The sequence below is a fragment of the Aliigemmobacter aestuarii genome, assembly GCF_004799285.1.
GTDB lineage: Bacteria > Pseudomonadota > Alphaproteobacteria > Rhodobacterales > Rhodobacteraceae > Aliigemmobacter > Aliigemmobacter aestuarii.
Genome location: NZ_SSND01000004.1, coordinates 202950 through 221605, shown reverse-complemented (window position 1 = coordinate 221605; position 18656 = coordinate 202950). Strand labels below are relative to the sequence as shown.

Genomic DNA, 18656 nt, shown 5'->3' with positions numbered 1-18656 from the left:
GAAAGTCACCGCCATGATCTTTGCCACCGTGGGCACGCAGTTGCCCTTTGACCGGCTATTGCTTGCGCTGGACACGTGGGCCGCGCTGCACCTCGAGGTGCCAGTGATCGCCCAGACTGGCCAGTCCTCCAAGACCTATACCCATCTGCAAACCTGCGCGCATCTGGACCAGCGCGCCTTTGCCGACACCTTCGCCGCCGCGCGGGTGGTCGTCGCGCATGCCGGGATGGGCACCATTCTGACCGCGCTCGACCTGGGCAAGCCGCTTATACTGATGCCGCGCCGCGCCGATCTGGGCGAGCATCGGAACGACCACCAGCAGGACACCGCGGCCGAGATGGCGCAGCTCTCGAACGTCACCGTGGTCCAGTCGAGCGCAGCCCTGTGCGTTGCCCTGGACCGGGCGCTGGCCGCGCCCCGTGCCGTGGGCGACGTGCCAGTCGCCGCCGAACCCAAAGCGCTGATAGAGGCGGTGCGGTCCTTCATCTGGACGGGGCTCACGCCGGAGGTGCGGCCATGATCGTCGCAACCGTCCTGGTGCCTGCATGGAACGAGGCCGCCGTCATCGGGCGCACGCTGGCGGGGCTTGCTGCAGCAGGGGAGCGGCTGCGCATTGTGGTGATCGCCAATGCCTGTACCGACGACACCGCCGCCGTTGCGCGGCAGGCGGCGCCGGGGGCGGTGGTTCTGGAAACGCCCGTGCCCGGCAAGTGCGCGGCGCTGAACTTGGGGCTGAAATATGCCGCGCTGGACCTGCCGGTGGTGGTGCTGGACGCCGACCTGCAGGTGACGGCCGACGCCGTTCTGGCCCTTGCAGCGCCTCTGGCGCAGGGCGAGGCGCTGGCAGCCTGCGGGGAGATGGAGGTCTCAACCACAGGCGCGGCGCGGTCCGTCCAGTGCTGGGCGAGGGCATGGGCGCTGAACCCTTATTTCGCGCGGGGCAAGTTCGGTGGGTTGTTCGCGCTGTCGCCGCACGGCGTCGCGCGGGTCTTTCCGCTGCCCGCCGTTACCGCCGATGACGAATATATCCGCCGCAGTTTCCTCCCCGCCGAGATCGCCCGCGTGCACGGCTGCCGCTTTGTGGCCGAAGCGCCGCGGACGCTGGCGGCGCTGGTCCGGGTGCGCAAACGGGTGCTGCGCGGCAACCAAGCGCTGACCGCCAGGCGCCCGCCGGGCGAGGGCGGTCGTGCCCTGCTGCGTGCGGCCCTGCGCCACCCGTCTCGCTGGCCCGACCTTGCCGTCTTTGCCGGTGTTGCGCTTTGGGTACGGCTGTCGCTGGCCGTGGAGCGCCGGGCCGCCGTTCCCCACTGGGACCGCGACGAGGCTACCCGCGTGCCGCGCCCCCTCACCACGCCCTGACCACGCCCTGACCTCAACCTCAACCCTATTCCTCCGAAGTGCCGACAGGACTGCCATGCCCTTATCGCCCACCCGTTTTGCCGCTCCGACCCGCCCTGTACCCGTGCAGGGCGCATTGCTCGTTCCTGCGTGGAAGCGCCTTCTTGACCTGACGCTGACCCTGCCCGGCCTGCTGGCGCTGGCACCGCTGTTCCTGGCCATCGCGCTGGCCGTGCGGCTGACCAGCCCCGGCCCGGTGTTCTTTATCCAGACCCGCATCGGCCGCGGCGGTCGGCCTTTTGGCATGATCAAGTTCCGCTCGATGTACCGCGATGCCGAGGCGCGTCGGGCAGCCCTGCTGGCACACAGCGACCGCCCGGGCCTGTGCTTCAAGGCGCGGAACGATCCCCGTGTCACGCCCGTGGGTCGCATCCTGCGGCGCCTGTCGCTGGACGAACTGCCGCAGCTTTTCAACGTGGTGGCAGGCCAGATGTCGCTTGTGGGCCCGCGCCCCGCGCTGCCCGAGGAAGTGGCGGCCTATCCGGCCCGCGCGCTTGGTCGCCTTTCCGTGCTGCCCGGTATCACCGGGCCGTGGCAGGTGTCGGGCCGGGCCGAGGTCGGTTTTGACGCGATGGTCGAGATGGACCTCGGCTATGCTCGCGACCCCAGCCTGTGGGCCGACCTGACCCTCCTTGCCCGTACACTCTCTGCCGTCGTCTCGGGGCGCGGTGCCTATTGATGCCCCAGAAATATAGCAAGGTATTTCCAGAATGACTGCGACCCTCCTCCCCGTGGCTACCAATCAGACCGGCTGGGCCCTTGCCGAAACTATGTTCGGCGAAGGTGTCACCCTGGTTTCGGCCACCTTCTCGGGCGATCCCCGCGCCGCCGGGATCTACACCAATGGCGACACGGTCTCTCCGGATGTTGTGCCATCGGCTTCCGGGGTGATCCTGTCCACGGGCTATGCCAGCCGATTCACCAATGCCACCGGCGCCGAGAACCAGACCGACTCGCGTTCGGGCCAGATGGCTGGTGTCAACGGCGATCCGGGCATGAACGCAATCGCGGGCGTGCCGACATATGACGGAGCCTTCATTGACGCGAGCTTCATCCCCGTCGGCGACACGCTGACCATGCGGCTGGTGTTCGGGTCCGAAGAGTATCTTGAATGGGTACATTCGGGCTACAATGATGCCGTCGGCATCTGGGTCAACGGGGTCAAGGTCGAACTCGCGCTGGGGGATGGTGACATCTCTATCGACAACATCAACACCGGCACCAACGCCAACCTGTTCCGCGACAATTCCACCAGCACCTTCAACACCGAGATGGACGGGCTGACGCTGGTCCTGACGCTCAAGGCGCCCGTAATTCCCGGGTCGGTCAACACCATCCGCATCGGCATCGCCGATGCAGGCGACCGCATCTACGACAGCGCTCTGCTGATCGTGGCCGACAGTGTGCAGACGGCACTCGTGGCGCAGGACGACCGGATCGGCGTCACGGCGAAGGGCGAGACAACGGTCGATCTTCTGGCGAACGACACCACTGCGCTGCGGACGGGGGTGCAGATCACCCACCTGAACGACATCGCGGTGAAGGCCGGGCAGACCGTGGCACTGCCCTCGGGCGATGCGCTGCGGCTAAACGCCAATGGCAGCGTCACGGTGCTGGCCGCAACGGCGGGTGCGGGGGTGGTTTTCTCCTATACGATTGCCGACGCTGCGGGCACGGTCGATACCGCCTTTGTCACCGTCACGCCCTCACCCGTCGACGGGACGTCAGGCGATGACGCAATGCATGTGGGTTTTTTCGATTCGCAGGGCAACACGATCGACGGCAATGACGGCCTGTCCGAGGTTATTCTGGCCTTTGGAGGCAACGACAAGGTGACGTCGGGCGCGGGCGAAGACGACATCTACGGCGGCGACGGGAATGACTTCATCCGCGCGGGCGACGCGAACGACCTGATCGACGGCGGCGCGGGCAATGACGTGCTAGACGGGCAGGCCGGCGACGACACCATGGCGGGCGGAGGAGGCGATGATGTGTACTGGATCGACAGCGCGAACGACATGGTGATCGAGCAGTCGGCCGGCGGCTACGACAAGGTGATGTCGGGCGTTTCGTACACGCTGGCCGATCCGCTCGAGGAGCTGTGGCTAAAAGAAGCTTCGACCGCCAAGACCGGTACCGGCAACGCCACGGCCAACAAGATCGTGGGCAACGCCCTTGCTAATACCCTTCAGGGCCTCGACGGAGCCGACACCCTGTTCGGCGCGGGCGGCGATGACCGACTGTTTGGCGGCAACGGCAACGACAACCTTTATGCTGGCGACGGGCGCGACCTGTTATCGGGCGGGGCGGGCAGCGACAAGCTGTTCGGCGGTGAGGACGGCGACAGCCTGTCCGGCGGGGACGGCGCCGACACGCTGGCCGCAGGGAGCGGCGGCGACACGCTGGCGGGCGAGGCGGGCAACGACCTGCTGACCGGAGGGGCAGGCAGCGACCTTTTGGTGTTTACCCCCGGTTCAGGCCGCGACACGGTCAAGTCCTTTGACCTTGGCATCGACCACATCAGCCTGACCGATGCCACGGGCGCCTCGCTGCGGGCGGTAGGCTCGATCCTGCTGCTGACCATCGATCCTGCGACCTCGGTGACATTCACCGGAGTGACCGACGCCGCGGGCTGGACACTAGATGCCCTGCTGGTCTGACGCTGGAGCAGCAGGGTGGAAGGGCAGGCACCATCCGAAAGGATAGGCAGCCTGTCCGTCCGCCCCGCGGGCTAAACCCTTGCGCGCTGCGCCCGGGCCGCCTCATCGCGTATCCCTCAACGGACCGCACGAACACATGAAGCGGCCCGGGAAACGAAACGATGCCAGACCAAACCCTTGATCCAAGCAGCCACCCTGCGGTGATGCCGCCCCGGCGGCCGACCGACGACCGGTGAAGCCATGGCCATCTCGCTTGCCGTCATGCCCCCCGCCGAGGACTACGACCCGCCGACCCCGCGCGCCGATTCTGTGCCGGTGCCCGGCCCGCTAGACATACTGGCACGCGCGATGCGCGGGCGCTGGCGACCGGCGCTGGCCGCCGGGGCCGTGCTGGCCACCGTTCTTGGCACGGCGGGCTATCTGGCCGGGGTGGAACTCTTTGCGTCCCAGGCGATACTGCGGGTTTTTCCGCAGGAATCGAACATCCTATATGCCACGGGCGACGACTCTGTCCTTAAGACCTTCGACAGCTTCGTGAAGGCCGAGACGAGCTATGTCGCCTCGCACCCGGTGATGGCGCGGGCGGTGGATACGTTGTTGCGCGAACGCCCAGACATGGCCACCGGCATGCGCGTGTCGGACCTGACGGGTTCTGTCGAGATCCGCCGCAACGACAGCCTGATCGTGCTGACCACACGCAGCCGCGAAGCCGCCTTTGCCGCCGACAAGCTGGAGGCCGTCGTCGCTGCGTACCTGTCACTGGTGCAAGAGGCCGAGGCCGCCCGTTCCGCCGTGCGCCTGTCGGAACTGCTGGCACGAGAGACCGAGCTGGCCGGGCGCGTGTCTAGCCTCACTCGTGCGCAACTGGACATCGGCGGCGAGTTCGGCATCGGCGCCATCGCGAAGGCGCATGGCGAGAAGATCGCGCAGATTGATCAGCTTGCGGGGCGCCTGTCCGAGATCGAGGCGACCATCGAAGCGCTGTCGGCCGATCAGGGCGGTGCCTCGGCCGACACTGCGGACGCCGAGATCATGCGTGCGACCCTGCTTGACCGCACCATGGCCGACATCGGGTTTGAACGTGCCAAGCTTCTGTCCCAGCTGGCCAGCCTGCGGGCGTCCTACGATGGGCGCAGCAATCTGCGCTTCGTCCAGGCCGAAAAGGAACTGATTGACCGGATCGGCGTGATCGAAGCCGCGCTTGCCGACCGGCGCGAGCAGATCCGCGTGCTGGGCCAAACCGGCGCGCTGACCGATGCCAGCGCCACGGGGGCGCCCACCAGCCTGGCCGATATCACCATGGTGCGCGACCGCATCGCCGAACAGCTGGAAACTGCCCGCGCCGAGGCGCGCGACCTGAACCGGCGGCGGATCGACCTGGAACGGGTTGAGCGCGAGATCGAAGAGGACGGCAAGCTACTGGCCGAGACGCGCCGCGCGCTGGAGGTCATCCGCCTGGAGTCCGGACGTGCCCTGCCGGGCTATGCGGTGCTGATGTCACCGCCCTCGGAACCCGCCACCCCGGCCGACGACAGCCGCAAGTTGCTGGCGGCGGGCGGTCTGGCCGGCGGCCTGGCGTTAGGACTTCTGGGGGCTCTCGGCCTTGGCTTGCGCGATCGCAGGCTGCGCTTTTCCGAGACGCTGGCGCCGGTCGCACACCGGGTGCCGGTGGTCGATGTCTCAGCCGCGGGCGACACCGATCTAAACGCCGCCGACCGGCTGCGCAACGCCTTGCAGCTTCATCCCCTCCGAACGCCGCGGTTGGTGGGCCGGGCGCCGGTCATCGCGGTGACGCGCGCCGACCATGGGCCGACGACGGCGCTTGCACGGGCGCTGGCAGAAAGCCACGCGCGCGGCCATCTGCGCACCCTGTTCGTCGAGGCCGACATCGGCGGTCGGCCCGACCTGGCCGCCCCGGCCGGCTGGAGCGACCTTCTGGCGGGAAGGCCCGTCGATCCAGTCCCGGTCGAGGGACAGGCTGACCTTTGGGAACTTCGGGCAGGCACCCTGGAAGGCGCCCGGGACCGCACCGCCACCGCTGCGATGGTACGCACGGCCATCGACCGTCTTGCCCAGAGCTTTGACGTAATTATCCTGTCGTCCGGTAGCCTTTCGGATCGTCTGGCCACACGGTTCATGCTGTCGGCCAGCGACGTGGGCGTGCTTTGCACGCGCCCCCACAACGACCGTGCTACCGTCCTCGCCCAGATCGAAACGCTCGACACGCTTCCACGAAACGGCAGCATCACAATCCTTCGCGAGGCCCTGCCGGGCGACCCGGGCCTGCGAGGGCGCACAGACCCCCAAGACACCAAACTCCCCGGGAAAGGGATCACCTCTTCGTGGCTCGGGATCGGTCGCCTCGGAGCGTCAGCGTAAGGCGGGCGGGCCCTGGAACCGGAAAAGCGGTCGAACCGGTCGGTCGTGATACACGCGTGGGGCGACTTTCTCTACAAAGTCCGCTGTAGGGCTGCTAACGGCCCGCAGGAAATCCCCGGCCCTGCCGTTCATGTCATTCACCCATACGCCCCTCGTTGTCCAAGACCAGCCGCACCGCGCGTTTACGCACTCCAGGGGAAAACTTGTTCGTCGTCTTGCTTATGATGATCAATCCTACTCAGGAGTTGGAGCCTCAGGCAAACCCGGCGCGGTTAACAGCCCCAAGCACCAAAAGCGTTATGTAACCCGATGTAAAGGAAACATGAGGAAATCAAACGCCAGGGCAGATAGCCGGGGGCATGATTGCGCCACGCGCCGCCGTCGCGTTCGGGCCTGTGCCGACTTGCCCGCGATGGCTTCCCCGATCTGATGATTTTCCGGCAATCAGACACGCCCGCGCGCGAAGGGCAGTCAGGCCGGATCGAGCGGGGCCGATCTGCCGCTCAATTGCCCTTCGGAATAGCCAAGTGGGGGAAGCGCTGGGGGGAAAAAACAAAAAAAATCCCGCAATATTTTGTTTTTAAACGAAAAATTATTTTCAAGTGGCGGAGGAGGTGGGATTCGAACCCACGGTGGAGTTTCCCCCACGTCGGTTTTCAAGACCGGTGCCTTAAACCGCTCGGCCACTCCTCCGTTGCGGATTGCATAGGGGTATCCCGGCGATTCTGAAAGGCATGGATGCCGATTTCTGCCGACGGGGCATGGCACCCTTTCCAGCCGCGCGGCTTGTCGGTATGATGCGCGCGTGTTGGCCATCCGGCCCGCCGTCGCGGCATCGTGACTGGCGCGGGTGGTTTTATGACGGTTAAAGCGCGGGCAGGAAAACACGCGCGAACAAGGGGCCAGGAATGAGACGAGCAGCGCTGCGGCACATGACCCTGATCGCATTGACGACGGGCCTTCTGGCCGCCTGCCAGGACGGGCAGAACCCCTTTGCCGGCCTTGCAAGACCCGGTGCGGGCGAAGAGGTTGCGGGCGAAGGCGGGACGCCGGCCGGGGAAACCTCGGTCCGGCTGGTGGATCGCGATGTCGAGGCGCCGGATGTCTTTCAGGTGACGGACCAGGCGCTTTGGGATGGTCGGCCGTCGCTCGGCGGCGTCTGGGTGGCCTCTCCCGATGCGGTCGATCCCGAACGGGTGATCCTGCGGAACCCGGCGAACGGCAAGTTCGTGATCGGTGCCCTGTTCCGGCGCGAACGCGAAAACCCCGGGCCGCGGCTGCAGATATCTTCGGATGCGGCGGCGGCGCTTGGGATGCTTGCGGGACAACCCGCGACGATCAACGTGACCGCCCTGCGCCGTGACGAGGCCCCGGTGACGGCCCCCGACGCAACGCGCCCGATCCTCGATGCGGCGGAAGGGGTCGAGACGACGACGCTGACCGAAACCGCCTCTGCCGCGATCGACACGGCGACCGAAGCCACGACACAGCCGGCACCGGCAGCCCCCGCAGCGCCGGCGGCCCCTCCGCCGGCCCCGGCTGCCGCCGGAGGCGAACACCGCGTGCAGATCGGCATCTTCAGTGTCGAGGCGAACGCAAAGCGGGCGGTCGACGCACTGAAGAAGGCCGGGATCAGCGCCTCGATCCGCCCCGGCAACACACAGGGCAAGGCGTTCTGGAGCGTGACCGCGACCGGCGGCGGCGACCGTGCCGCGCTTCTGGACAAGATCAAGGGCCTCGGCTTTACCGATGCCTATTTCCTCAAGGGATGAACCGGAGACTCTGACCCGATGCTGCGCAGCCTGATCGTCCTTCTGTCCCTCCTCGCTGCCCTGCCCGCGCAGGCCTTCGAGACGCGCGCGACGGCGGCCTGGGTCTATGACATGACAACGCAGACCGTGCTGATGGACAAGAACGGCGACACGCCGGTGCCGCCCGCGTCAATGTCCAAGCTGATGACGATCAACATGCTGTTCGAGGCGCTGCGTGACGGCCGGGTGCAGAAGGATACGACCTTCGGCGTCTCGGCCCGTGCGCAAGGCATGGGCGGCTCGACCATGTTCCTTCAGCAGGGCGACCGCCCGACGGTCGAGGAACTGATCCACGGGATGATCGTGAATTCCGGCAATGACGCCTGCGTGGTGGTGGCCGAAGGGCTGGCCGGGACGGAAGAGGCCTTTGCCGATCAGATGACAGCGCGGGCGCGCGCCCTGGGGATGATGAATTCCACCTTCGCCAATTCCAGCGGCTGGCCCGACCCCGGCCACCGGATGAGCATGAAGGACCTTGGCCTTCTGACCGTGCGGCTGATCCAGGAATTTCCCGAATACTATCCGGTCTTTTCCGAAACCGAATTCGATTACAAGAACCGCGCGCCGCAGAACCGGTTCAACCGCAATCCGCTTCTGAAACTGGGGATCGGGGCGGACGGTCTGAAGACGGGCCACACCTCCGAGGCCGGCTATGGCCTTGTCGGCTCGGCCCGGCAGGGCGACCGGCGGGTGATCTTCGCGATCACCGGTCTTGCCAGCGAAAAGGAGCGCGCCGAGGAATCCGAACGGATCGTCAACTGGGCCTTTCGCCAGTTCTCGATGAAGACCCTGGTCAAGGCCGGGCAGCGCGTGGCCGAAGCCGAGGTCTGGATGGGCGCGGTCCCCCGCGTCGGGCTGGTCCCGGCCGCGGACGTAAGCCGCCTCGTGCCCGCGCTGGTGCAGGACAAGGTGACCGCCGAGGTTGTCTATTCCGGGCCGCTGAACGCGCCAATCACCAAGGGCGCGCCGGTGGCGGAACTGATCCTGCACATCCCCGACCTGCCCGATGCGCGGGTGCCGCTGGTGGCCGAAGCCGATGTGGCGGCGGGTGGCTTCACGACCCGCGTGACGACGGCGGTCCAGGTGCTGATGAACCGGGTGATGCCGTCCTCCGAACCTTCGTCCTGAACGCCGGGACCGGACCGGGTGCAGGGCACGTTCATCAGCTTTGAAGGGATAGACGGTTCGGGGAAAAGCACCCAGGCCCGCCTTCTGGCCGAAGCCCTGCGCGCCGAAGGGCACGACGTGGTGCTGACCCGCGAACCCGGCGGCAGCCCCGGCGCCGAGGAGATCCGCCGCCTTGTTCTTGAAGGCGCGGTCGATCGCTGGTCGCCGGAAACCGAAATCCTTCTGTTCACCGCCGCCCGGCGCGACCATCTGGAAAAGACCATCCGCCCCGCGCTTGACCGGGGAGCGATCGTGATCACCGACCGTTTCGCCGACAGCACGCGCATCTATCAGGGCATGACGCGGGGCGACCTGCGCGGCATGGTCGATGACCTGCACGCCCGCATGATCGGCACCGAGCCTGACCTGACCCTGCTGATCGACATCGACCCGGCCGTAGGCCTGTCGCGCGCAGTGGCACGGGCGGGAAGCGAACTTCGCTTCGAGGACATGGGGCAGGACATGCAGGTGCGGATGCGCAGCGCCTTCCTTGACCTTGCGGGCGTCCACCCGGACCGCTTCGCCGTGATCGACGGGGGGCGCGCGCCCCAGGACGTCGCCGCCGACGTGCGCAGCACGCTTCGCGCGCGCCGCGGGGTCTGACCGCGATGCCCTCGGTCGTCCTGAATGATTTTCCCGAACCCGACCGGGTCGAGGGCGCGCCGCACCCGCGCGAAACCGCGCAGCTGTTCGGCCATTCCGAGGCGCAGCATCGCTTTCTCGATGCCTTCAACGCGGGACGCCTGCATCATGCCTGGCTGATCACGGGGCCGCGGGGCGTGGGCAAGGCGACGCTGGCCTGGAAGATCGCGCGTTTCCTTCTGGCCACGCCCGAGGATGACGGCGGCATGTTCGCGCCCGCTCCGCCCGTGTCGCTGGAAATCGCGCCCGATCATCCGGTCGCGCGTCGTCTGGCCAGCCTGTCGGACCCGCGGCTTTACCTGCTGCGCCGCGGCCTGAACGAAACCGAAAAGGCCCCGGCGCAGAACATTCTCGTCAAGGAAGTGCGCGAGATGAAGGCGTTCTTTTCGCTTTCGGCCGCCGATGGCGGGCGGCGCGTGGCCATCGTGGACGCCGCCGACGACATGAACCCCTCGGCCGCGAACGCGCTTCTGAAACTGCTTGAGGAACCGCCTGCGGGCGTCACCTTCCTTCTGGTCAGCCATCAGCCGTTTTCGTTGCTGCCGACGATCCGATCGCGCTGCCGCGAATTGCGTCTGCACCCCCTGTCGCCCGATGACATGGCCGCCGCCCTGTCCGCTGCCGGATCGGCGCCCGATGACCCGCGGGCCCTGGCCGAACTTGCGGGCGGGTCGGTGGGCGAGGCGCTGCGTATCCTGAACCTCGACGGGCTGAAGCTGTACCAGGGGATTGTCGGGCTGTTCGCCACGCTGCCGCAGCTCGATCGCGGGCGGGCGCTGGCCCTTGCCGAAATCGGCGCTGCGCGGGGGGCGGACCAGTCGTTCGACCTGATCCTGACGCTGATCGACCTGTTCCTTGCGCGTCTGGCCCGTGCAGGGACCATCGGGCACGCCCCCTACCCCGCCGTGGACGGCGAGGCCGAGGTGATCGCGCGCCTGTCGCCCGATCCGCGAACGGCCCGCCACTGGGCCGATCTGGCGCAGGGCCTTGGCGCGCGGGCGCGACGCGGGCGGGCGGTCAACCTTGACCCTGCCGCGCTTCTCATGGATATGGTCCTGAAGACAGAAGAGACGGCGGGCACGCTCGCCTCCGGATGACCCCGGACAACACCCGGACAGCGCCATGCCCGCAGACCACCCGCCCCAGATCGTCGACAGCCATTGCCACCTCGACTTTCCCGATTTCGACGGGGAACTGGACCAGATCATCGACCGCGCCCGCGCGGCAGGGGTGACGCGGATGGTCACCATCTGCACCCGGCGGAAGAACCTCGACCGGGTCCGGGCAATCGCCGAGGCGCATGACGGCGTGAGCTTTGCCTTCGGCATCCACCCGATGAGCGTGGCCGAGGAGCCGATGATCACGGTCGACGAACTGGTCGCCGCCGCGCGCCACCCGAAGATGGTGGGGATCGGGGAAAGCGGGCTTGATTATCACTATACCGCCGAAAGCGCCGAGGCGCAGAAAGTCTCGCTCCGGCTGCACATCGAGGCCGCGCAGGAAACCGGCCTGCCGCTGATCATCCACGCCCGCGCCGCCGACGAGGACATGGCCGCGATCCTGACCGAAGGCTATCGCGCCCGCCCCTATGACTGCGTCATGCACTGCTTTTCCTCGGGCGCGGGTCTGGCCCGTGCGGCGCTGGACCTGGGATTCTACCTGTCGATGTCAGGGATCGCCGCCTTCCCGAAAAGCCGGGAGTTGCGCGACATCTTCGCCGCCGCCCCGCTGGACCGGATCCTTCTGGAAACCGACAGCCCCTATCTGGCCCCCCCGCCACATCGCGGGCGACGGAACGAACCGGCCTACACCGCCCTGACCGCGAAAGTGGGGGCCGATCTGTTCGGCCTGTCGCTGGACGACTTCGCCCGCACGACCAGCGCCAATTTCGACCGCCTGTTCCGCAAGGCGCCCCCCGCCGCAAAGGCCGCCTGATGCTGCGCTTCACGATCCTCGGCTGCGGGTCTTCCGGCGGTGTGCCCCGCCTCGGCGGCGACTGGGGCGATTGCGACCCGACGAACCCGAAGAACCGCCGCCGCCGCTGTTCGCTTCTGGTGGAACAGATCGGCGAGGCGGGCATGACCCGCGTTCTGATCGACACCTCGCCCGACATGCGCGACCAGCTGCTGGATGCGGGCGTGGGAACGCTGGATGCGGTGGTCTATACCCATTCCCATGCCGACCACATGCACGGGATCGATGACCTGCGCCAGATCGTCTTCAACCTGCGGCGCCGGCTGCCGGTCTGGGCCGATGGCCCGACACAGGAAAGTCTGCTGAACCGGTTCGGTTACGCCTTCATCCAGCCTGCCGGGTCGCCCTATCCTCCGATCCTCGAGATCAACACGATCGACGGCCCCTTCGTGATCGAGGGCGAGGGCGGTCCGGTCCGGCTGCACCCGTTCCTCGCCGAACACGGGTCGATGGATGCGCTCGGCTTCCGGATCGGGGGGTTGGCCTATCTGCCCGACGCAGTGGAAATCCCCGCCGAAAGCTGGCCCGTGCTGGAGGGGCTTGAGGTCTTCGTGGTGGACGCCCTGCGCCGCAAACCGCATCCGACCCATGCCCACCTTGACCTTGCGCTGAAATGGATCGCCCGCGCCCGGCCCGCGCGCGCGGTGCTGACGAACATGCATCTGGATCTGGACTACGCCACGCTCGAAGCCGAACTGCCGCCGCATGTCCGCCCCGCCTTTGACGGGATGCAGATCACCCTAACCGTCCCGGCCGCGCAGGAATGAGCGCGCTTCTGAACGTCATCCTGCCGGTCTTTCTGGTGATCGGCTTCGGATGGGTGGCCGCGCGGGCGGGGAAGTTCTCTGAAAGCGCGGTCGACGGGCTGATGCGCTTTGCCCAGACCTTTGCCATCCCTTGCCTCCTGTTCAACTCCATCGCACGGCTCGACCTGTCCGAGACGCTCGACATCTCGCTCTTTGTCAGCTTCTACGCCGGGGCCTTCGCGGGCTTCGCGCTTGGCTTTCTGGGCGGACGCTTCCTGTTCGGGCGGCCCCTGACCGACAGTGTCGCCTTCGGCTTCGCCTGCATGTTCTCGAACTCACTGCTTCTGGGCCTGCCGATCACCGAACGCGCCTACGGTTCCGACGCGCTTGCCGCGAACTATGCGATCATCTCGATCCATTCGCCCCTGCTTTACGCCACCGGCATCCTGGCCATGGAACTGGCCCGCAGCCGGGGCCAGAACATCGGCGGCGCGGTGCTTGCGATGCAGGTGCTGCGCGCGATCCTGCTGCAACCGCTGGTCATCGGTATCGCGCTCGGGTTCTTCGTGAACCTGTCCGGTCTCACCGTGCCCGAAGTCGTCCAGAGCGCGCTTGACCTGATGATCCGCGCGGCCCTTCCCGCGGCGCTGTTCGGGCTTGGCGGTGTGCTCTATCGCTATCGCCCGGAGGGCGATGCCAAGGCGATTGCCTGGGTGGTTGCCGCGTCTCTTGTGGTGCATCCCGCGATCACCTACGGACTGGGCGCACATGTCCTTGGGCTGACGACCGATCAGCTGCGGTCGGCGGTGATCACGGGGGCGATGGCACCGGGGGTAAACGCCTATCTCTTTGCCCATATGTATGGCGTCGGAAAACGGGTCGTCGCCTCGGCGGTCCTGATCGGCACCGGGGCCACGATCCTGACGGCCTGGGGCTGGTTGCACCTGCTGCCATAAGGAAAGACCCCTTTTTCGTCGAAAAAGGGGTCCTGTCGATTTTTCGCAGAAAAATCAGCTCAGCGCGGGGTGACGCCGCGCAGCCGTTCGGACCGGCGGCGCAGCAGTTCGACCGTGGCCAGAAGCGCGATCGAGATGATCACCAGGATCGTCGCCACCGACAGGATCGCAGGGCTGATCTGTTCGCGGATGCCGTTCCACATCTGCCGCGGGATCGTCTGCTGGTCATGGGCCGCGACAAACAGCACGACGACCACCTCGTCGAACGAGGTGACGAAGGCAAAGAGAGCGCCCGAGATGACCCCCGGCAGGATGAGCGGCATGATCACCTTGAAGAAGGTGGTCGAGGGCGACGCACCAAGGCTTGCCGCGGCGCGGGTCAGCGAATGGTCAAAGCCCACCAGGGTCGCCGTCACCGTGATGATGACAAAGGGAATTCCCAGCGTGGCATGGGCCAGAACGATGCCCACATAGGTGCCGCTGAGACCGGTCGCCGAGTAGAAGAAGAACAGGCCCGTCGCCGTGATGATGATCGGCACGATCATGGGCGAGATCAGCACCGCCATGATCGGACGGCGCAAGGGCATTTCCGGGCGGCTCAGGCCAAGGGCGGCAAGCGTGCCGAGAACCGTGGCAACCAGCGTCGAGAAGGCCCCGATGATGATCGAGTTCTTCGCCGCGCGGATCCAGGCCGCGTTGTTCCAGGCGTCGGCCCACCAGGCCCCGTCGCGCACCGCATCGGGGTTCTGCATCCCGAAGGTCAGCAGCAGATCATACCACCGCATGCTGTATCCCGTCGGATCGAAGGTCAGCATCTTTTCGGTAAAGGTGAAATAGGGCTCGGCGTTGAAGCTGAGCGGGATCACGATCAGGATCGGCGCGATCAGGAACAGGAAGATCAGCGCGCAGATCACCAGATAGGTGTAGTGCCAGATACGCTCCAGCGGGCTTGCATAGACGGGAAGGGCCATGTCTGCTTACCCCAGCTTCAGGTTGTCGATGCCGACCAGACGGTCGTAGAGCCAGTAGAGGATCAAGACCGCGCCCAGCAGGATGGCCGCAAGCGCCGCGGCAAGCGACCAGTTCAGGCTGTCCTGCATGTGGAAGGCGATCAGGTTCGAGATCAGCTGCCCCGAGGCGCCGCCGACAAGGGCGGGCGTGATGTAGTAACCGACCGCCAGAATGAAGACCAGAAGCGCACCGGCGCCGATCCCCGGCAGGGTCTGGGGCAGATAGATGCGGCGGAAGGCCGTCCAGCTTGTCGCACCCAGGCTGCGCGCCGCGCGCACATAAGAGGGCGGGATCGGCCGCATCACCGAATAAAGCGGCAGGATCATGAACGGCAACAGGATATGCGTCATCGCGATGATCGTCCCGGTCTGGTTATAGATCATCTGGATCCGGTTCTCCTCGCTCAGAAGGCCGCCAGCGACCAGCGAGTTGTTGATCACGCCCTGCGTCTGCAAAAGCACGATCCAACTGGTCGTGCGCACCAGAAGCGAGGTCCAGAAGGGCAGCAGGACCAGGATCATCAGAAGGTTGGAATAGCGCAGCGGCAGCGTGGCCAGAAGATGCGCGACCGGGAAGGCGATCAGCAGGCAGATGCCGGTGATCAGGCCGGCCATGAAGAAGGTGCGCACGAACAGCGACACATAGATGCGGCGGTCCTCGGGGGCACGGATGATCTTGCCGTCGGCATCCCGCGCCAGGTCGACGGCGGCGAGAAAGAAGTTGCCGGAATAGGTTTTCGACACCTGGCGCATCACGCCCCACAGCGCCGGGTCGCCCCATTTCGCATCCGCAGCCAGAAGCGATTCCTTGAACGGCGCCACGAAATCCTTCGACTTCCGCGCAGACGAGGTAAACAGCGACCGCGTGCCCGGCATGTCGTAATTGACCCGTGTGCCGACCACACCGATCGTCTTGGCCGCAGACGCCGCCTGAAGATCGGCAGCCAGCGCGGCATAGGCGGCTTCGTCAGGCTCGGTGCCCGCGGGGTTTTCGGCGAACCATGCCGAAATCGCCGGCATGTTGGCAGAGAACCCGTCATTCTTGACCGATCGGTGCAGCATCTGGCCGATCGGCAGGATGAAGGTGATGACGATGAACAGGAACAACGGCAGCACCAGGAAAAGGGCACGGCGCTTGGCCCGCGATTGCGCGGTGGCCAGCGCGGCCTTGAGTGATCGGCCATCGGCGGTGGTCAGCGGTGCCGCGGCGGTGGTGGAGGTGGTGTCGGCCATTGTGGTTCCCGGTGTTGGTCGCCGCGGGGGCATCCCCCCGCGGCCGGTGTCCCGGCACGGCCCCGGCGAAGGGGCCGCGCCAACCCTGGGCCCGATTACTGGGCCAGCCAGGCGTTGAACCGTTCGTTCAGCTCGGCGTCACGGTCGACCCAGAACTCGTAGGACGACGGCAGCGCGTTGGTCAGGTTCGCGGCGGCGGTGGGCATGAAGGGGCCCATTTCCGTCTTGCCGTCCTGATAGAGGCCGACCAGCGGACCCGACGACTTACGCGCCGGACCGTAGGCGATCCACTTGGCCTGATCGGCCAGCTGCTGGGTCTGGGACGCGAAGACGATGAATTCCTTCGCCCGCTCCATGTTCGGCGCGCCCTTCGGGATCGCATAGCCGTCATATTCATAGACCTGGCCGTCGAACACCTGCTTGAACGGCTTGCCTTCGGCGACGGCGGCGGCGAAGAAGCGGCCGTTGTAGCCGGTGGTCATCACCACTTCACCATCAGCCAGAAGCTGCGGAGGCTGCGCGCCGGCTTCCCACCAGATCATGTCGTTCTTGATGGTGTCGAGCTTGGCGAATGCGCGGTCGACGCCCTCGGGGGTTTCCAGCAGGGCGTAGACTTCGCCCGCAGGCACGCCATCGGCCATCAGCGCCATTTCCAGGTTCACCTTGGCGCCCTTGCGCATGCCGCGCTTGCCCGGATACTTCGCGGTGTCGAAGAAGTCCGCGATGGTGGTCGGCGGGTTTTCCGGGAACTTCGACTCGTCGAAGGCATAGAGCGTCGAGAACACGATCGTCGCGACAAAGCACTCGGCCACGGCGCCCGGCAGGAAGTCGTCGGCCGCGGGCGTGCCATCGGCACCGGCGGGAAGGATCGCCGGGTCGATCGGTTCCAGAAGGCCTTCGTCGCACATCCGCACGGCGTCGGCATATTCCAGGTCAACCACGTCGATGGTGACGTTGCCGGCCTCGACCTGCGCCTTGATCGGGGCGGCGGGGTTGTCGGCATCAACGTTGATCACGCTCACGCCGGTCTGCGCCGTGAAGGGCTTGTGATAGGCTTCGATCTGCGAGGTCGCATAGGCCCCGCCCCACGACATGACCGAGATTTCCTCGGCCGAGGCGGCCATGGCCACGCTCGTCAGCGCAGTGGACAGGATCAGCACTTTCTTCATTCGTAGTCTCCCATGTTGAAGGGTTTTCACCTTGTTGGCCGCCCGTGGCGGCACCCCGGCCTTGCGGAAGGGGATCTCAGATCGGATCAAGCGCGCGGGCATCCTGCGGGTGCCAGCCAACCTTGATCTTCTGGCCCGCGGCCAGTCGTGTCTGGCCAAGCGTGTTGCGCATCTTCATCACGAAGTCATCCGACCCCGCGACCCGCAGCACCACGCGCAGGATATCGCCCATGTAGATCACCTCCAGCACCGTCGCATCGACGGTATGGGCGCCTTCGGGCATCATCTCGGGCTTGAACTCCACCCGCTCGGGGCGGATCGAGACCAGCGTGCGCTGGCCCTTCTGGCTGACGTTCACCGGGGTTGCGTCGATGATCTCGCCATCGTCCAGACGCACCGTGCACTTGTCACCACTGATTTCTTCGACCGTGCCCGGCAGCTTGTTATTCTCGCCGATGAACTGGGCGACAAAGCTGTTGTCGGGCCGTTCATACAGGTCGGCGGGCGGGGCAAGCTGCTGGATGCGGCCATCGTTGAACACCGCCACACGATCCGACATGGTCAGCGCCTCGCCCTGATCGTGGGTGACGTAAACCACCGTGATCCCGAGACTTTCGTGCAGGTGCTTGATTTCGAACTGCATGTGTTCGCGCAGCTGCTTGTCCAGCGCGCCAAGGGGTTCGTCCATCAGCACAAGCGAGGGGTCGAACACCAGCGCGCGGGCAAGCGCGATACGCTGCTGCTGGCCGCCCGAAAGCTGGGCGGGGCGGCGGTTGATGAAGCTTCCCATCTGGACCATGTCCAGCGCGCGCTTGATCTTGGCCTCGCGTTCGGACTTGCCAAGCCCACGGACTTCCAGCGGGAAAGACAGGTTTTCACCCACGGTCATGTGCGGGAACAGCGCGTAGTTCTGGAACACCATCCCGATGCCGCGCTTGTGCGGGGGCACCATGTTGATCGGCTGGCCGTCCAGACGGATTTCGCCATGGGTGGCGGTCTCGAACCCGGCAAGCATCATCAGGCAGGTCGTCTTGCCAGACCCCGACGGGCCAAGCATCGTCAGGAACTCGCCCTTTGGCATCGTCAGGTTCAGGTCTTTCACGACGAGCGTTTCGCCGTCATAGCTTTTCTGGACATGATCGAATTCGACAAATCGATCGGCACCGGTTTTAGCGGTCACTCCAGTCTCCCCGTGGTCCGGCAGCTCGTGCTGCGCTTGATCTTGTGTTCCGAATTAAGCGGAATGCACTATCCATTGCAACGGCCTTGTCAGGAAACGACCTGATGAGCACGCCAAAGCGACCTCCGCAGGCAGATCGACCGAAAAACGGCCGTTTCAAAGGCAGATTGTTCAAAATGCCTTTGCGTCGCCCCGGCAATTTCGTCCGATCGAGGGGGCCGGGCAGGCGCAATTGCGGCCCGCGAGCGACGCGCGTCGAATCTGTCTTGCGCTAACAACCGGGACCTTGACGCACGACCCGATCGCCCGACGTGCAAGGGCGCGAACGCGA

16 protein-coding genes and 1 tRNA gene are annotated in these 18656 nt (G+C 66.1%); 12 read left to right on the top strand and 5 right to left on the bottom strand.

Going from position 1 to position 18656, the window contains the following annotated elements; all coding sequences use genetic code 11:
* The first annotated feature begins 13 nt into the window (after window positions 1–13).
* The 5 genes from E7811_RS14655 (at window position 14) to E7811_RS14635 (ending at window position 6437) form a co-directional block, all read left to right on the top strand.
* On the top strand, window positions 14–520 hold the full coding sequence (locus E7811_RS14655) for a glycosyltransferase (RefSeq protein WP_136395411.1): 507 nt from the start codon (window positions 14–16) through the stop codon (window positions 518–520).
* Window positions 517–1359, top strand: a complete 843-nt coding sequence (locus tag E7811_RS14650; protein ID WP_136395410.1) for a glycosyltransferase — start codon at window positions 517–519, stop codon at window positions 1357–1359. Before E7811_RS14655 ends, E7811_RS14650 begins: the two co-directional genes overlap by 4 nt.
* A gap of 115 nt (window positions 1360–1474) precedes the next feature.
* The gene (locus tag E7811_RS14645; protein WP_342773364.1) at window positions 1475–2077 is read left to right on the top strand and encodes a sugar transferase; all 603 of its coding nucleotides are present in this window, start codon (window positions 1475–1477) and stop codon (window positions 2075–2077) included.
* A 52-nt stretch (window positions 2078–2129) separates the two neighbouring features.
* A complete protein-coding gene (locus tag E7811_RS14640) occupies window positions 2130–4058 on the top strand; it encodes a choice-of-anchor L domain-containing protein (RefSeq protein ID WP_168733043.1) in 1929 nt (642 codons plus the stop codon).
* Window positions 4059–4298: 240 nt separating this feature from the next.
* Window positions 4299–6437 carry a GumC domain-containing protein gene (locus E7811_RS14635; RefSeq protein ID WP_136395407.1) on the top strand — a complete coding sequence of 713 codons (2139 nt, stop codon included), beginning with the start codon at window positions 4299–4301 and terminating at the stop codon, window positions 6435–6437.
* A gap of 603 nt (window positions 6438–7040) precedes the next feature.
* Here the strand turns inward: E7811_RS14635 and E7811_RS14630 are convergent.
* A tRNA-Ser gene (locus tag E7811_RS14630) sits at window positions 7041–7130 on the bottom strand.
* 215 nt (window positions 7131–7345) lie between these two features.
* On the opposite strand from E7811_RS14630, the gene E7811_RS14625 reads away from it, so the two are divergent.
* From E7811_RS14625 to E7811_RS14595, 7 genes are read left to right on the top strand one after another with little or no spacing between them, the layout of a single operon-like run.
* Entirely contained in the window at window positions 7346–8209 is an 864-nt protein-coding gene (locus tag E7811_RS14625; RefSeq protein ID WP_246020473.1) for an SPOR domain-containing protein, read from the top strand.
* 18 nt (window positions 8210–8227) lie between these two features.
* Complete coding sequence (locus E7811_RS14620) at window positions 8228–9376, top strand: D-alanyl-D-alanine carboxypeptidase family protein (RefSeq protein WP_136395406.1); 1149 nt, start codon at window positions 8228–8230, stop codon at window positions 9374–9376.
* Between the two features lie 18 nt (window positions 9377–9394).
* Window positions 9395–10018, top strand: coding sequence for a dTMP kinase (gene tmk / locus E7811_RS14615; RefSeq protein ID WP_136395405.1), 624 nt, complete (start codon window positions 9395–9397; stop codon window positions 10016–10018).
* Window positions 10019–10023: 5 nt separating this feature from the next.
* The gene (locus E7811_RS14610) at window positions 10024–11154 is read left to right on the top strand and encodes a DNA polymerase III subunit delta' (RefSeq protein ID WP_136395404.1); all 1131 of its coding nucleotides are present in this window, start codon (window positions 10024–10026) and stop codon (window positions 11152–11154) included.
* Between the two features lie 25 nt (window positions 11155–11179).
* Window positions 11180–11992: a TatD family hydrolase gene (locus E7811_RS14605; RefSeq protein WP_136395403.1), complete on the top strand. Its 813-nt coding sequence runs from the start codon at window positions 11180–11182 to the stop codon at window positions 11990–11992.
* Window positions 11992–12798: an MBL fold metallo-hydrolase gene (locus tag E7811_RS14600; RefSeq protein WP_136395402.1), complete on the top strand. Its 807-nt coding sequence runs from the start codon at window positions 11992–11994 to the stop codon at window positions 12796–12798. Before E7811_RS14605 ends, E7811_RS14600 begins: the two co-directional genes overlap by 1 nt.
* Entirely contained in the window at window positions 12795–13733 is a 939-nt protein-coding gene (locus E7811_RS14595) for an AEC family transporter (RefSeq protein WP_136395401.1), read from the top strand. The genes E7811_RS14600 and E7811_RS14595 overlap by 4 nt, the downstream gene beginning before the upstream one ends.
* Before the next feature lie 59 nt (window positions 13734–13792).
* Here E7811_RS14595 and E7811_RS14590 read toward each other — a convergent pair whose 3' ends face one another.
* The 4 genes from E7811_RS14590 to E7811_RS14575 form a co-directional block, all read right to left on the bottom strand.
* Complete coding sequence (locus tag E7811_RS14590) at window positions 13793–14704, bottom strand: ABC transporter permease (RefSeq protein WP_136395400.1); 912 nt, start codon at window positions 14702–14704, stop codon at window positions 13793–13795.
* A gap of 6 nt (window positions 14705–14710) precedes the next feature.
* The gene (locus E7811_RS14585) at window positions 14711–15976 is read right to left on the bottom strand and encodes an ABC transporter permease (protein ID WP_136395399.1); all 1266 of its coding nucleotides are present in this window, start codon (window positions 15974–15976) and stop codon (window positions 14711–14713) included.
* A gap of 95 nt (window positions 15977–16071) precedes the next feature.
* A complete protein-coding gene (locus tag E7811_RS14580; RefSeq protein WP_136395398.1) occupies window positions 16072–17145 on the bottom strand; it encodes an ABC transporter substrate-binding protein in 1074 nt (357 codons plus the stop codon).
* A gap of 76 nt (window positions 17146–17221) precedes the next feature.
* Window positions 17222–18325 (bottom strand): ABC transporter ATP-binding protein, encoded by a 1104-nt coding sequence (locus E7811_RS14575; protein WP_136395397.1) that lies wholly within the window; start codon window positions 18323–18325, stop codon window positions 17222–17224.
* Window positions 18326–18656 lie beyond the last annotated feature (331 nt).